Origin of the sequence: Saezia sanguinis (assembly GCF_963921665.1) — a bacterium.
Lineage (GTDB): Bacteria > Pseudomonadota > Gammaproteobacteria > Burkholderiales > Burkholderiaceae_C > Saezia > Saezia sanguinis.
Genome location: NZ_CAWUGC010000004.1, coordinates 13,548 through 26,190 on the forward strand (window position 1 = coordinate 13,548; position 12,643 = coordinate 26,190).

At 55.6% G+C, this 12,643-nt stretch carries 14 protein-coding genes; 8 read left to right on the plus strand and 6 right to left on the minus strand.

Features of this window, described 5'->3' with window-relative positions:
• Nucleotides 1-130 precede the first annotated feature (130 nt).
• The 3 genes from AACY98_RS03445 to AACY98_RS03455 all read left to right on the plus strand — a co-directional run bounded on the left by AACY98_RS03445 (nucleotide 131) and on the right by AACY98_RS03455 (nucleotide 2,024).
• Nucleotides 131-739, plus strand: a complete 609-nt coding sequence (locus AACY98_RS03445) for an HdeD family acid-resistance protein (RefSeq protein ID WP_339801643.1) — start codon at nucleotides 131-133, stop codon at nucleotides 737-739.
• A gap of 53 nt (nucleotides 740-792) precedes the next feature.
• Nucleotides 793-1,527, plus strand: coding sequence for a transaldolase family protein (locus AACY98_RS03450; protein ID WP_339801645.1), 735 nt, complete (start codon nucleotides 793-795; stop codon nucleotides 1,525-1,527).
• Between the two features lie 68 nt (nucleotides 1,528-1,595).
• Nucleotides 1,596-2,024 carry an STY0301 family protein gene (locus AACY98_RS03455; RefSeq protein ID WP_339801648.1) on the plus strand — a complete coding sequence of 143 codons (429 nt, stop codon included), beginning with the start codon at nucleotides 1,596-1,598 and terminating at the stop codon, nucleotides 2,022-2,024.
• Between the two features lie 80 nt (nucleotides 2,025-2,104).
• On the opposite strand, the gene AACY98_RS03460 is transcribed toward AACY98_RS03455, so the two are convergent.
• Nucleotides 2,105-3,295: a M20 aminoacylase family protein gene (locus AACY98_RS03460; RefSeq protein WP_339801650.1), complete on the minus strand. Its 1,191-nt coding sequence runs from the start codon at nucleotides 3,293-3,295 to the stop codon at nucleotides 2,105-2,107.
• A gap of 254 nt (nucleotides 3,296-3,549) precedes the next feature.
• On the opposite strand from AACY98_RS03460, the gene AACY98_RS03465 reads away from it, so the two are divergent.
• The 3 genes from AACY98_RS03465 (at nucleotide 3,550) to purU (ending at nucleotide 5,752) form a co-directional block, all read left to right on the plus strand.
• On the plus strand, nucleotides 3,550-4,476 hold the full coding sequence (locus AACY98_RS03465; protein WP_339801653.1) for a branched-chain amino acid transaminase: 927 nt from the start codon (nucleotides 3,550-3,552) through the stop codon (nucleotides 4,474-4,476).
• A gap of 14 nt (nucleotides 4,477-4,490) precedes the next feature.
• Nucleotides 4,491-4,703, plus strand: coding sequence for a zinc-finger domain-containing protein (locus tag AACY98_RS03470; protein WP_339801657.1), 213 nt, complete (start codon nucleotides 4,491-4,493; stop codon nucleotides 4,701-4,703).
• 179 nt (nucleotides 4,704-4,882) lie between these two features.
• Nucleotides 4,883-5,752 carry a formyltetrahydrofolate deformylase gene (gene purU / locus AACY98_RS03475; protein WP_126980951.1) on the plus strand — a complete coding sequence of 290 codons (870 nt, stop codon included), beginning with the start codon at nucleotides 4,883-4,885 and terminating at the stop codon, nucleotides 5,750-5,752.
• A gap of 98 nt (nucleotides 5,753-5,850) precedes the next feature.
• Here the strand turns inward: purU and AACY98_RS03480 are convergent, their stop codons facing one another.
• From AACY98_RS03480 to tyrS, 5 genes are all read right to left on the minus strand, one after another.
• Complete coding sequence (locus tag AACY98_RS03480; RefSeq protein WP_339801661.1) at nucleotides 5,851-6,381, minus strand: hypothetical protein; 531 nt, start codon at nucleotides 6,379-6,381, stop codon at nucleotides 5,851-5,853.
• A complete protein-coding gene (locus AACY98_RS03485) occupies nucleotides 6,378-7,073 on the minus strand; it encodes a histidine phosphatase family protein (RefSeq protein ID WP_239442528.1) in 696 nt (231 codons plus the stop codon). Before AACY98_RS03485 ends, AACY98_RS03480 begins: the two co-directional genes overlap by 4 nt.
• Nucleotides 7,074-7,126: 53 nt before the next feature.
• Complete coding sequence (locus tag AACY98_RS03490; protein WP_339801665.1) at nucleotides 7,127-7,765, minus strand: YbhB/YbcL family Raf kinase inhibitor-like protein; 639 nt, start codon at nucleotides 7,763-7,765, stop codon at nucleotides 7,127-7,129.
• A 76-nt stretch (nucleotides 7,766-7,841) separates the two neighbouring features.
• Nucleotides 7,842-8,306 (minus strand): D-aminoacyl-tRNA deacylase, encoded by a 465-nt coding sequence (gene dtd / locus AACY98_RS03495; RefSeq protein ID WP_339801667.1) that lies wholly within the window; start codon nucleotides 8,304-8,306, stop codon nucleotides 7,842-7,844.
• Between the two features lie 159 nt (nucleotides 8,307-8,465).
• Nucleotides 8,466-9,689, minus strand: coding sequence for a tyrosine--tRNA ligase (gene tyrS, locus AACY98_RS03500; RefSeq protein WP_239442526.1), 1,224 nt, complete (start codon nucleotides 9,687-9,689; stop codon nucleotides 8,466-8,468).
• 306 nt (nucleotides 9,690-9,995) lie between these two features.
• Here tyrS and AACY98_RS03505 point away from each other — a divergent pair, with 306 nt between their 5' ends.
• Together AACY98_RS03505 and AACY98_RS03510 are read left to right on the plus strand one after the other, a co-directional pair.
• Nucleotides 9,996-11,387 carry a M23 family metallopeptidase gene (locus AACY98_RS03505; protein WP_339801670.1) on the plus strand — a complete coding sequence of 464 codons (1,392 nt, stop codon included), beginning with the start codon at nucleotides 9,996-9,998 and terminating at the stop codon, nucleotides 11,385-11,387.
• Nucleotides 11,388-11,517: 130 nt separating this feature from the next.
• Nucleotides 11,518-12,642, plus strand: coding sequence for an anhydro-N-acetylmuramic acid kinase (locus AACY98_RS03510; protein WP_339801673.1), 1,125 nt, complete (start codon nucleotides 11,518-11,520; stop codon nucleotides 12,640-12,642).
• Nucleotide 12,643 lies beyond the last annotated feature (1 nt).

A 12,643-nucleotide genomic window follows, 5' to 3' on the forward strand; every position in this document is an offset into this window, starting at 1 on the left:
TTGACGGGTGCATCCGTGGATAAAGCCGGACGCAGTACAATGAACCGAAAGAAAGCCGCAAAGGACAGATCATGCCATATCGGCGCTGTTGATCTGAGCGGCCTTACAAAAACAGAACAAGGAGAACACCATGAGTGATCAGAATACTCAGCCACCATCACCCAAAGAGCAGTTTTTATCCAACAGCCCGATCGGACAGCATTTGCTCAGGTTACGTAAGAGCTGGGGCTGGTTTGTCGTTTTTGGTCTGCTGTTGACCATCTGCGGCGCGTTTGCTGCCGTATACATCATTATCAGTACCGTTGTGGCGATATTTGTGCTGGGGTCGCTGCTGTTTGCCACGGGCGTCATCAATATTATTTCCGCATTGCAGGTCAGAGGGATCAAAAGCCTGTTCTGGTTCTGGCTGCTCAGCGGCATTATCTTGATTCTGGCCGGGCTGGTTTCGTTTGCCGCACCGGTGGAAATGGCTGTGACGCTGACGGTGCTGTTTGCCATGGTGCTGTCTGTGGCGGGGGTGTTGCGTGTGGTGTCGGGGTTTCAGTCCAGAGGCATGGATGGCTGGGGCTGGCTGGTGGCTTCGGGCGTGCTGGCCGTGCTGGCGGCTTTTCTGATCGCCATGACACTGGGGCCTTCATCGCTGGTGCTGCCGGGCTTCTTCCTGGCGTGTGAGCTGCTGTTTGAAGGGCTGATGATGCTGATGTTCGGTTTTTCGCTGAGAAAAGCGCTGAACCGCTGAAAATACGCATAGAATAACCGACACCGATCAAACCACAACAGGAGAGGACCGTGATGGCGCAATTCAGACGCCCTGATATCAAAGTGTTTGTCGATGGTGCTGATTTTGAAACCATTCGTACCGGATTAAGCCTGCCGGTAACCCAGGGGTTTACCACCAACCCGTCGCTGGTGTCGCAGGCTGGGGTGGCTGACTACACCAGTTACGCCAAAGAGGTGTTGGCGCTGGTGCCGCAACTGCCGGTATCGTTTGAGGTGTTCAGCGATACGCCGCAGGGCATGGAGCGCGAGGCACACGTCATCCATGCATGGGGTAACAATGTGTATGTCAAGGTGCCGGTCATCACGCCTGCGGGGGAGTCCTTGGGGCTGCTGATCCGCAAGCTTTCAGCACAGGGCATTGCCTTGAATGTGACCTGTGTGTTTACGGTGGAGCAGGCACAGATTGTGGCCGATGCACTGGACCCGGCCACACCGGCGCTGGTCTCGGTGTTTGCCGGGCGTATTGCCGATGTGGGGGTGGACCCGGTTCCCATTGTCGAAGCCTGTCGCGATATATTAAAGGGGCACCCCAGAGCAGAGCTGCTGTGGGCCTCTACCCGCGAGGTGTATAACATCTGGCAGGCCGAGCAGGCCGGTTGCAGGGTGATTACAGCACCGCTCTCGATGGTGAAAAAATACAATGCCATTGTGAAAACCGGCGGCAAAGATCTGACCGAGCTTTCACGCGACGGTGTGCAGGCATTCATGAACGACATTGCCCAGGCCGGCGTGAAGTTTGGCGCTTAGCGCTTAGCGTCTATTGGCCTGTAAGTGCCTGTATCATGAATTCTGCCAATACAAGAGGAGTCCTGCCGATGACAAACATGTGTGTAACAAGGTTCGCTGCTTTGGCGATGGTGATGTTTTCCGGCCATGCGCTTGCCGAGCAGACCGTGGTGTGCCCGGAACGCGTGCTGCTTGAATCAGCGACCCTGTCTCAGAACAGTGTTCCCGCCGGTTTTGAGCAGATGGTACGCCAGTATCCGTTGCGGTTAAGAGGGGTTTCGATTTACGATGGACATCCGCAAGACAATGCGGATTTAAAGCCCGATGACGAAATGGCGCAACATCCCAGCTGGACGCTGGAGGGGAACTATCCTGAAGGCAAATGGCTGGCATGCAATTACGGTACCGGAGCGACCAAACTGATCATGCGGCTGGATGATGCATCTGCTTATTGCACAGCGGTTTCTGAAAAAGGGCCAATTCATGAGCAGATCAATGTCACGGTTACATGCCGCTGAGCCGCTCGCGCAGTGTTTTAGTCATGGCTGCGTCACAGTAGCAAATAGAAATAGAAATAGGATAGGGCGGCACGACCGCATCAGGCGTCAGACAGGTAGCGTTCTGCCAGCCGCACCCAGTAGGTTGCGCCCAGCGAAATGATGTCATCGTTGAAGTCGTAGCTCGGGTTGTGCAGTTCACATGCGCCCAGGCCGTGTCCGTGCAGGCGGTGTGAACCATTGCCGTTGGCGATAAACGCATAAGCGCCCGGTTTTTGCTGCAGCATATAACCAAAGTCCTCCGAGGCCAGCGACGGCTGCTGCGTCAGCACGTGTGGCTCGCCAAGAATATCGCTCATGACAGCGTGTGCCAGTTCAGCTTCCTGCGCATGGTTGACCGTAGGGACGTAGGTATGCACAAATTCAAACTGGCAACTGGCGCCATAAGCCGCACAGGTGTGCTCGGCCAGTTCGCGCATACGCTGCTCAATCAGCCGGGTGACCTGGTGATCAAATGTGCGCACGGTGCCGCTGAGGCTGCAGTTTTCCGGGATGACATTGCTGGCCTGCCCGGCATTGATGGTGGTGACCGAGAGTGCGGCCACATCAAACGGGTTGCGGTTGCGTGAGACGATGGTCTGCCAGCCCAGCACAACCTGGCAGGCAATGGGCAGCGGGTCAACGCTCAGGTGCGGCATGGCCGCATGGTTGCCTTTGCCCTGAATGTGCAGGTGAAAGTCGCTGCACGAAGCCATGACCGGCCCGGGTGAGACTGCCATGGTGCCTGCGGGCAGTTCCGGCCAGTTGTGCAGCCCGAATACGGCGTCCATCGGAAAGCGCTCAAACAGCCCGTCCTTGATCATCACGCGGCCGCCGGCGCCGTCTTCTTCGGCCGGCTGAAAGATCAGATAAACCGTACCGTCAAAGTGGCGATGGCGGGCCAGGTACTGGGCTGCTGCCAGCAACATGGCGACATGTCCGTCATGTCCGCAACCGTGCATTTTTCCGGGGTGCACGCTGGCGTGAGCAAAGGTGTTCTGCTCCTGAATGGGCAGGGCGTCCATGTCGGCTCTTAAACCTACGGCGCGGGCTGATGTGCCGTTGCGGATGACCCCGACCACGCCGGTGCCGGCCAAGCCGTAATGCACCTCAATGCCCCAGCTTTGCAGGGTCGCGACGATCAGGCTGGCGGTGTGGTGCTCTTCAAAACTCAGTTCCGGCCGCGCATGCAGGCGTTTTCTGAGTTCGGCGATGGCAGGGGCGGCGGCCTCAATGGCCTCAATGAGCTTCATAAATTAGGTTGTCGGGTCTGTCAATCTGTGTACGAAAGCATATAATTATCAGTTAATTTGGTTATAACTGTGCAAGACATAGGCAATGCGCTACAAGCCTGTTGCCAAGGCGTCATTTCAGCAGGGGCCTGGAGTACAACCGGCCTGGTGGTTGCAATATCCAATGTGCAGGTTTGATGGAGACGGCCTGCAAACAGTTTTTGAGCTGCATTTTGAATGCGGCGTTGTCCCGTTTATTAGGTGAGGTTTAAAAAATGACGTCAATGGATGATAGAGATGGCAAGATATGGATGGATGGCGGGCTGGTGGACTGGCGTGATGCCAAGGTCCATGTGCTCACGCATACGCTGCATTATGGCTGCGGTGTGTTCGAAGGCCTGCGCGCTTATGAAACACCGCAGGGCACGGCGATTTTCCGGCTGGAGGATCATACCCGCCGCCTGTTCAACAGTGCCAAGGTATTGCGCCTGAAAGTACCTTTTTCTCTGGAAGAAGTGATTCAGGCACATAAGGATGTGGTTCGCGCCAATAACCTGAAGAGCTGCTACATCCGGCCACTGGTCTGGGTGGGCTCCGAGAGCCTGGGCGTGTCGTCCAAGGGGCAGACCATCCATGTGATGGTGGCGCCATGGAGCTGGGGCACTTATCTGGGTGAAGAGGGGCTAGCCAAGGGCATCAGTGTGATGGTATCCAGCTTTACGCACCACCATGTGAATGCCACCATGACCAAAGCCAAATCGGTGTCAAACTATACCAATTCTATTCTGGCCAACCGCGAGGCCACCGACAATGGCTTTGATGAAGCCATCATGCTCGATCCGACCGGGTATGTGAGCGAAGGCTCCGGCGAAAACCTGTTTGTGGTGTCCAAGGGCGTGGTGTATACGCCTGACCTGTCATCCGGTGCGCTGGACGGCATTACGCGCAATACCGTCATTACGCTGTGTGGTGACCTGGGCCTGAAAGTGGTGGAAAAGCGCATGACACGCGATGAGCTGTATGTGGCTGATGAAGTGTTTTTCACCGGTACGGCCGCCGAAGTGACGCCGATCCGGGCTATTGACCGCATTGAGATCGGTGCGGGCAGCCGTGGCCCGATCACAGAAAAAATTCAGAAAGCATTTTTTGATGTGGTACATGGCCGCAATGCCAAATATGCACCCTGGTTAAGCCTGATTTAATAGGAGACGAAAGAATGAGTCAAGTAACAACCGTTGTGGAGCTGTCGGTAACCGATCTGACTGAACAGGGAGAAACATACTGCCCCAACCCCAAGGCGGGAATGCAGTTATGGAGTACACACCCCAGGGTATTTCTGGACGTGGGTAAAACCGGTTTGGCCAAATGCCCGTATTGCGGTCAGGTGTACCGCCTGAAAGCCGGAGAGGTTTTCCAGCACTCGCACTGATGCGCGTTGCTTGACGGTTTGTTCGGGCTGCACAAGGGGAGAATTCCTTCCGTATTTTGCAGCCGGACCATCCTGAATACGACAAAAGCTGTCATGATTTTTCATGGCGCAGGTGAATTCAGGTAAAGTCGGGAGCTTGCTCCCGATTTATTTTTTTACAGATTATTGTTGAGGTTTGCATGTCGGCCAGTACCGAATTTGTTTTGACGTTATCGTGTCAGGACCGCAAAGGCATTGTTTATGCGGTTTCCGGCCTGCTTTACCAGGCAGGTTGCAACATCATTGATTCGCACCAGTTTGGCGATGAGGATACCGGCCTTTTTTTCATGCGTGTGCATTTTCAGGCGCCCGGTCATCTGTGCGATGTGCCGATACTGGACAAACTGTTTGCCAACATCCGCAGCGAATTCGGCATGCAGGCGCACTTTCACTCGCTGGCACGCAAGCCGCGTGTGCTGATCATGGTCAGCAAGTTCGGCCACTGTCTGAATGACCTGCTGTTTCGCCGCCAGGCCGGGCAACTGGATATTGAAGTGCCGGTGGTGGTATCGAACCATCCTGATTTTGCCGAGCTGTGCGCAAGCTATGGCGTGCCGTTTAGGCACCTGTCATTGCCCACCGGCGCCAGTGCTGAAGCCAAGCGCGCGCAGGAGCAGCAGATTGAGCAGATTTGCAGTGAAGAACAGATTGACCTGGTGGTGCTGGCGCGTTATATGCAGATATTGTCACCGGAGTTCTGCGACTTTCTGCGTGGCTGTGCCATCAATATCCACCACAGTTTTCTGCCCAGTTTCAAGGGCGCCAAGCCTTACTACCAGGCGCATGCACGCGGCGTGAAGCTGATCGGCGCCACAGCGCATTATGTGACGCCTGATCTGGACGAGGGCCCGATCATTGAGCAGGATGTTTCGCGCGTGACGCATGAGATGAGTGCCGAAGACCTGACCGCCGTGGGCCGTGATGTGGAGTGTATTGTGCTGGCCCGCGCGGTGAAATGGCATTGTGAACACCGTGTGCTGCTCAATGGCTCGCGCACGGTTGTTTTTTGATGCGTGTGTGGGGCGTGTTGAAGGCGTCTTTATAAGACAAATTTAACGCCCAGGCCCTTGGCTTTTGCTTTGTAAAAATAAAAACGTTATATCTGCGATTACTTCAGCAGATTGACTTTGTTTTGCCCGGCTTTCCAATAGGTGCGGATCAGTGCAGAAGTTTCATCAAATTTTTGCTGGGAATGAAAGTTTTTGCGATCAATCGCAATCACCATGTTGGGAGCGACAAGTATGGAGACATACTTTTTGTTTTTGAACACCCAGCTCACCTTGCTCCAGTCATAACGCCGTTCACTATGGGGGGACGTTTCCCGGATAAATTCGGGCGTGATGGTGATGGTCTGCGCTCCTAAAATGCCTTTTTTAAAATAACTGTATGCACAGCAAAGTGACGTTGTGGTGGCAAACAGCACTACCAGCCAGGCCAGGCTGCTCAGGATGGACCAGGTTCCCGTCATGCTGTAAACCAGCACAATTATCAAGATAAAATAAAGGCCCGCAAAAAGCGGGGATGGCATACCAAGGGTATTGAAATAGACCACATCACGCATGGTGGTGTGTGTCTGTATGGTGATGGTTGTGCCTGGTTCGGCAGGGGGCATGTTGAGCGGGCCAGCAGCGTGACTCATGCGTTTTTTGCTCCCTGGTCGCAAGGCTCCACATCCGTGGGTTCGCCATGCGGTGCCAGTGAGTCATCGTCCAGATGGCTGGCGTCAGCCCAGCGCACCATGCTCAGCCCCTCGGGGCTCCACAGCAGGCGGCTGATGCTGGCGTTGCCCAGTTGCCATGTCCGGGGGGCCCGGATGTCCTGATGCGTGGCGTTGCGGTACAGCGTGTCCAGCACACCACCATGGGTGATGATGGCAATGGTCTGGCCCTCGTGTTTCTGGACAATATCAGACAGGGTTTGCAGGATGCGCGCCTGGAAAACATGCAGCGATTCGCCGCTTTCGCCCGGCACAAAATCCGGGTCACGCTGCTGCCAGCGCTGCGCGTCATCCGGCGCCATGGCCTGCACCTGCAAAAATGTTTTGCCCTGGTAATAGCCAAAATGGCGTTCACGCAGCCCGGCCAGCGTTTGTACCGGGCGTTGCAGTGCGTGTGCAATCGGCTGCGCGGTTTGCATGGCGCGCATCAGGTCGCTGCTGTAAATCGCGTCCAGCGGGTGGTCTTTCAGCGCGTTGGCAAGCTGTTGGGCCTGACGCAGGCCGCGTTCATTGAGTTCAATGTCCAACTGGCCCTGCAGGCGGCCATCAACGTTCCAGCGGGTTTCACCATGGCGTATGGCCAGAATATGGGTAATGTTTTGCAGCATGCTCATCAAAATACCGATGGTTTTCCGTTACGGGTGACTGTACTGTATACGGTGCCTGATCAGGGTTGCAGCCTGGGGTTGGTGGAGTAGGTGCCCCTGAATGACGACAATGCCAGCACGCTTCCCTGGGATTGCAGTTCGGCCAGTGCCACCATGAGCTGCGGGCCGTTAAACGGGTTGGCGGCCATATCGAGTTTGGGCACAGCCAGTGCGTACAGTGAAAAAATGTAGCGGTGCAGGATTGAATCGTTGCCCGGTGGGTAGGGGCCATCATAACCGAAGTATTTGCCCTCCATTTTGGCGTCTCCTGCAAACCAGTTGGTGTAATCGTTGAGTCCCTGGCGGCTGCCATGAGCGGCTTCAGGCCCGGCTTTGCCCTGAACGGTAAAGCCATTGCAGAACTCGCCTTCCTTGATCTGGCGCAGTGTGGCGGGCAGGTCGATGAGCAGCCAGTGATAGAAGTTGGCACGCGGCGTGGCGGCGGGCACTTCACGGTCGGGCTTGTTCACGTCTTCCATGGTGCTGGGGGCATCGGGATCATGGCAGATCAGCACAAATGACTGGACGCCTTCAGGGACCTCGCTCCATGCCAGCGGCGGGTTGAGGTTGGGCGCAAACCCTTTGAGGTTGGCTGCACCTGCCGCATATTTGGTCGGGATGTAGGCGCCGTCTTTGATTTCATCACTCCAGAATTTCATGTTCTGATCTCCTTTGTATTTGAAAGTAAGCAAGGCACAAAAAGTGCAACCTTGATGATAATCGTTTTAGCCCGCTTTATGAAGCCGGCTCAATTCTGATCGGAATGGTGACAGGGCCATTGTTGATCAGGTGAATCTGCATGTCTGCACCGAATTCGCCGGTGGCCACATGTGCCAGTGCGGTACACGCCTTGTCGACAAAAAAGCGGTACAACGCTTCTCCCCGGGCTACCGGTGCAGCGGCGGAAAAGCTGGGCCGGTTCCCTCCGGTAACATCTGCGGCCAGCGTGAACTGGCTCACGATCAGCATCTGGCCGGCCTGGCCGTTGCCATCCATGTTCAGCAGGCTGTGGTTCATTTTGCCGTTCTGGTCGGTAAAAATGCGCAGCTTGAGTATTTTGTCGAGCATTTTGCCGGCTTCGAGCTCGGTGTCGTTTTGCTCGGCACATAACAGCACCAGCAGGCCGGCTCCAATTTTGCCAATGGTTTGCCCGGCGACTTCCACATGGGCCTGGCTGACGCGTTGTACGATGCTGATCATGGGTGTTTATCTTAATGCGGATAAGCGTTTGTTGCAGTAAAAACTGGGGTATAGGCGCGGTTATGGCGCCATACATGGGAAAAGGGGTACCAGACAAAATCGGCCCCATGTATTTTCAACACAAGGGGCCGGTTATGTGCTGCAACTTGCGCCTGTGTGTTAGCTCAGGTGCACGCGGGCGAATTTGCGTTTGCCGACCTGGACCACATAAGTGCCTGCGGGTAGTTTCAGGTCGCGGTCAGTTACAACGGCGCTGTCAATGCGTACGCCACGCCCGTCAATCAGACGGCCTGCTTCGCCATTGGATGCAGCCAGCCCGGCCTGTTTGACCAGGTAAGTGATGCCCAGCGGTGCGCCCTGCAACTGCACTTCGGGGATGTCGTCGGGAATACCGCCTTTGGCCCGCAGGTTGAAGTCTTCTTCGGCGGCATCGGCTGCCTGGGCCGAGTGAAAACGGGCCACGATTTCTTTGGCCAACATGACTTTGGCCTCTTTCGGGTTGCGGCCTGCGTCAATTTCGGATTTGAGTTTGGCAATTTCGTCTTCCGAGCGAAAGCTCAGCAGGGTGAAATAAGGCCACATCAGATCATCAGAAATAGAGAGCAGCTTGCTGAACATGGTGTTGGCATCTTCGGTAATGCCAATGTAGTTGTTCTTGGATTTGCTCATTTTTTCCACACCATCAAGCCCCACAAGCAGCGGCATGGTCAGAATGCACTGCGCCTCCTGGCCGTATTCGGCCTGCAGGTGGCGGCCCATGAGCACATTGAATTTTTGGTCGGTGCCGCCCATTTCCAGGTCGGACTTGAGCGCCACCGAGTCATAGCCCTGCAGCAGCGGGTACATGAATTCGTGGATGGAAATCGGCGTGTTGGCGGCATAGCGTTTGGTAAAGTCGTCACGTTCCATCATACGCGCCACGGTGTATTTGGCAGCCAACTGGATCATGCCGCGCGCGCCCAGTTCGTCGCACCATTCGGAGTTGTAGCGGATTTCGGTGTGCTGCGGATCCAGAATCAGGCTGGCCTGGCGGTAGTAGGTGTGGGCGTTGACCTTGATCTGCTCGGCGGTGAGCGGCGGGCGTGTGCTGTTGCGCCCGGAAGGGTCGCCAATCAGGGTGGTGAAGTCGCCAATCAGGAAGATGATGGTGTGCCCCAGATCCTGCAACTGGCGCATCTTGTTGAGTACCACGGTATGCCCCAGGTGAATGTCGGGCGCGGTCGGGTCCAGCCCCAGTTTAATGCGCAGGGGTTTGCCGGTTGCCGCGCTGCGGGCCAGCTTGTTGAGCCATTCGTTTTCAGGCAGGAGTTCGTCAACGCCGCGCTTGGTGATCCGCAGCGCTTCTTGCACTTCGTCTGTAATTGGGTAAGTTGTTGAAGTCATTGAAGAAGTGTCAGTCATTGGAATTGAAATTTATACAGTAAATATGTGAAAAAATTACGGCGAAAAACAAATTATCTTGGTATACTTGGCGGGTATTACAATTTTCTATCACTGCGATAGCCGAAATTGTAGTCGAATTTAAACTGGATATGAGCCATTTGACAACACAGCCTTTGTATGTGCTTTCCATTGTGCATAAGTGGTGGTAAGAGGTTTTGTTGCCAAATGAATTTACGCAAGGAAATGTCTATTATGCCTGAGCGCGCTCATATTTTTCTATGGTCTGGTTTATCAGGATAAGACATAGTGGCTGATTGGTTGTCGCTGCCCAGGGCAGTAAAAAATCTGGTGTTAGACGGTGTGGTAGGGTCGTTTAAAAGACATCCACGGGTGACATTACTGGGGGCAAGTCTGTTGGTCTGCGGAAGCGCAATGGCTGCTTTGAGCGTGTCGCCGGCGACCGATGAGGCCGCTTCGGTTCATGTAACCGCCATTGAGCGGGTTCTGCCGGTAGAGTCCGAACTGGCCCAGCAGGCTGATTTGCTGGGAGAACACCAGTATTCCTTGTACCGTGACGGCTATACCCGCAGTTCAGATACCATTCAGGCATTGTTTGGCCGTTTGGGCATTGACGATGCGCAGGCGCTTGAATTCATGCGCAAAGACCCGCTGGCACGCCTGATCATGTCTTCCAACCGGGATGTGCGTGTGATGGCCGAGGTCGGCCAGCAGGGCGAACTGGTCCGCTTGCAGGCCGGGTTGCGTTCACAGACGGCCCGCCATTTCAACCGCATTACCATTCAGCGCAATGAAGAAGGCAACCTGACATCGGTTTCGGAAACCGTGCCGGTGGAAGTGCGTGAACGCGTTGCCATGGGTACCATCAAGTATTCGCTGTATGGCGCCACCGACGCCATTGGCCTGCCGGACAACATCGCAATTCAGATGGTGGATATTTTTGGCAGCCGGATCGACTTTACCCGCCATTTGCGGCGCGGCGATACGTTCCAGCTGGTATATGAGTCTTACGAGGCCGATGGCGTGCCGATGGGTACCGGGCGTATCCTGGGGGCACAGTTCATTAACGGCGGGCGTAATTACAATGCAGTGTGGTTCCAGCCGGACGAAAGCGTGCGTGGGACCTATTACACGTTTGACGGCAAGAGCCTGAGAACCACGTTCCTGGCGTATCCGCTGGAGTATACGCGGGTCAGCTCGGCATTTGGCCGCCGTTTGCACCCGATTCAAAATACCTGGCGTGACCATAAAGGCATTGACTATGCAGCCCCCACGGGTACAACCGTACGTACCGTAGGCGATGGCCGCATTGAATTTGCCGGCGTGCAGCGCGGTTATGGCAATGTGGTTATTGTCAGCCATGATAAAACACGCTCAACGCTTTACGCGCACATGAGCCGTATTGACGTGACCAAAGGCCAGTTGGTGCAGCAGGGTGACCCGATTGGGGCCGTGGGGCAGACCGGCTGGGCTACCGGACCGCATTTGCATTTTGAATTCAAGGAAAACGGCGTACAGCGTGACCCGGCAATTTTGGCCGCTCAGACTGAGGCACAGCCTATTCCTGAAAACCTGCAGGCTGAATTTGACCGTACCGCGCAGATCCACGCAGACCTGCTGGGTCGCGTCGCGGAGCTGATGGTTGTCAGATCAACAGATACAGAGGTTGCGAGCAGATAACGACTTGACTGATTACAGTCATGCATTGACAGGGGTGTGAAGGATTTCACATCCCTTTCTTTTTGGCTGTGTGGCATACTCTGACCATGCGGCAAACCTGCACCATATCAAAATCATTGCGAGAGTTCGGATGAAAGAAAAAAATCAGTTGTATATCGGCCTGATGTCGGGAACATCGCTGGATGGTGTGGATGCGGTGCTGGCGGATCTGCCATCGCCCCATGAGGTTGCGATCAAAGGCCATGTCCATCTGCCTATGCCTGCTGCGTTGCGGGCCGAACTGCTGACGCTGAATGCATCAGGAAAAGACGAGCTGCACCGGGCGGCGCTGGCGGCCAATCAACTGGCCACCTTGCTCTACGTGCCGGCAGTGCAGCAACTGTTGCAACAGTGCCAGGTAACGGCCAGCGATGTGCAGGCCATTGGCGCCCATGGGCAGACTGTACGGCACCAGCCGCAGGCCCATGACGGCACCGGTTACACCTGGCAACTCAATGCGCCGGCACTGCTGGCAGAACTGACCGGTATTTCTGTGGTGGCTGATTTTCGCAGCCGCGATATTGCGGCTGGCGGGCAAGGGGCACCGCTGGTGCCAGCATTTCATGCGGATATGTTTACCCAACCCGGAAAAACCGTGGTGGTATTGAATTTAGGCGGTATTGCCAACCTGACGGTACTGTATGCCGACGGGCATGTGCTGGGTTTTGACTGCGGGCCGGCCAATATTCTGATGGATGCCTGGTGCGAGCAGCAGACCGGCGCGCTGTTTGATGAAGATGGCCGCTGGGCTGAAAGCGGCCAGGTCATATCCGACCTGCTGGACAGGATGGTGCAGGAGCCTTATTTTAAGCAGCCGGCACCTAAAAGCACAGGGCGCGATCTGTTCAACATGGCTTGGTTGAAACGCCAGCTTGCCGGAATGAAGGGGCTGCGGCCACAGGATGTTCAGGCCACCTTGCTGAGGCTGACCGTCAGCATCTGCGTGCAGGCCGTGCACCAGTATGCACCTGGGGCTGCCGAAGTGGTGGTCTGTGGCGGGGGGGCTTTAAACGCCTGCCTGATGCGCCAGTTGCAGGTGTATCTGGCGGGTGCATCGGTGAAAAGCTCCGCAGAGCATGGCTTGCCTGCGCTGCAGGTGGAAGCGGCTGCATTTGCCTGGCTGGCCCGACAGTGTATAGAAAAAGTGCCGGCCAATCTGCCCGAAGTCACCGGGGCGCGCGGGCCGCGTATTCTGGGAGCGGTGTATCCGGCCTGAT

Coding starts and splice junctions, on each gene's coding strand:
- AACY98_RS03470 (WP_339801657.1), top strand. CDS start 4,491: ATGAGTCAAGTAACAACCGTTGTGGAGCTGTCGGTAACCGATCTGACT.
- AACY98_RS03460 (WP_339801650.1), bottom strand. CDS start 3,295: ATGAAGCTCATTGAGGCCATTGAGGCCGCCGCCCCTGCCATCGCCGAA.
- tyrS (WP_239442526.1), bottom strand. CDS start 9,689: ATGACTTCAACAACTTACCCAATTACAGACGAAGTGCAAGAAGCGCTG.
- AACY98_RS03510 (WP_339801673.1), top strand. CDS start 11,518: ATGAAAGAAAAAAATCAGTTGTATATCGGCCTGATGTCGGGAACATCG.
- AACY98_RS03465 (WP_339801653.1), top strand. CDS start 3,550: ATGACGTCAATGGATGATAGAGATGGCAAGATATGGATGGATGGCGGG.
- AACY98_RS03490 (WP_339801665.1), bottom strand. CDS start 7,765: ATGAAATTCTGGAGTGATGAAATCAAAGACGGCGCCTACATCCCGACC.
- AACY98_RS03455 (WP_339801648.1), top strand. CDS start 1,596: ATGACAAACATGTGTGTAACAAGGTTCGCTGCTTTGGCGATGGTGATG.
- dtd (WP_339801667.1), bottom strand. CDS start 8,306: ATGATCAGCATCGTACAACGCGTCAGCCAGGCCCATGTGGAAGTCGCC.
- AACY98_RS03445 (WP_339801643.1), top strand. CDS start 131: ATGAGTGATCAGAATACTCAGCCACCATCACCCAAAGAGCAGTTTTTA.
- AACY98_RS03480 (WP_339801661.1), bottom strand. CDS start 6,381: ATGAGTCACGCTGCTGGCCCGCTCAACATGCCCCCTGCCGAACCAGGC.
- AACY98_RS03485 (WP_239442528.1), bottom strand. CDS start 7,073: ATGAGCATGCTGCAAAACATTACCCATATTCTGGCCATACGCCATGGT.
- AACY98_RS03450 (WP_339801645.1), top strand. CDS start 793: ATGGCGCAATTCAGACGCCCTGATATCAAAGTGTTTGTCGATGGTGCT.
- purU (WP_126980951.1), top strand. CDS start 4,883: ATGTCGGCCAGTACCGAATTTGTTTTGACGTTATCGTGTCAGGACCGC.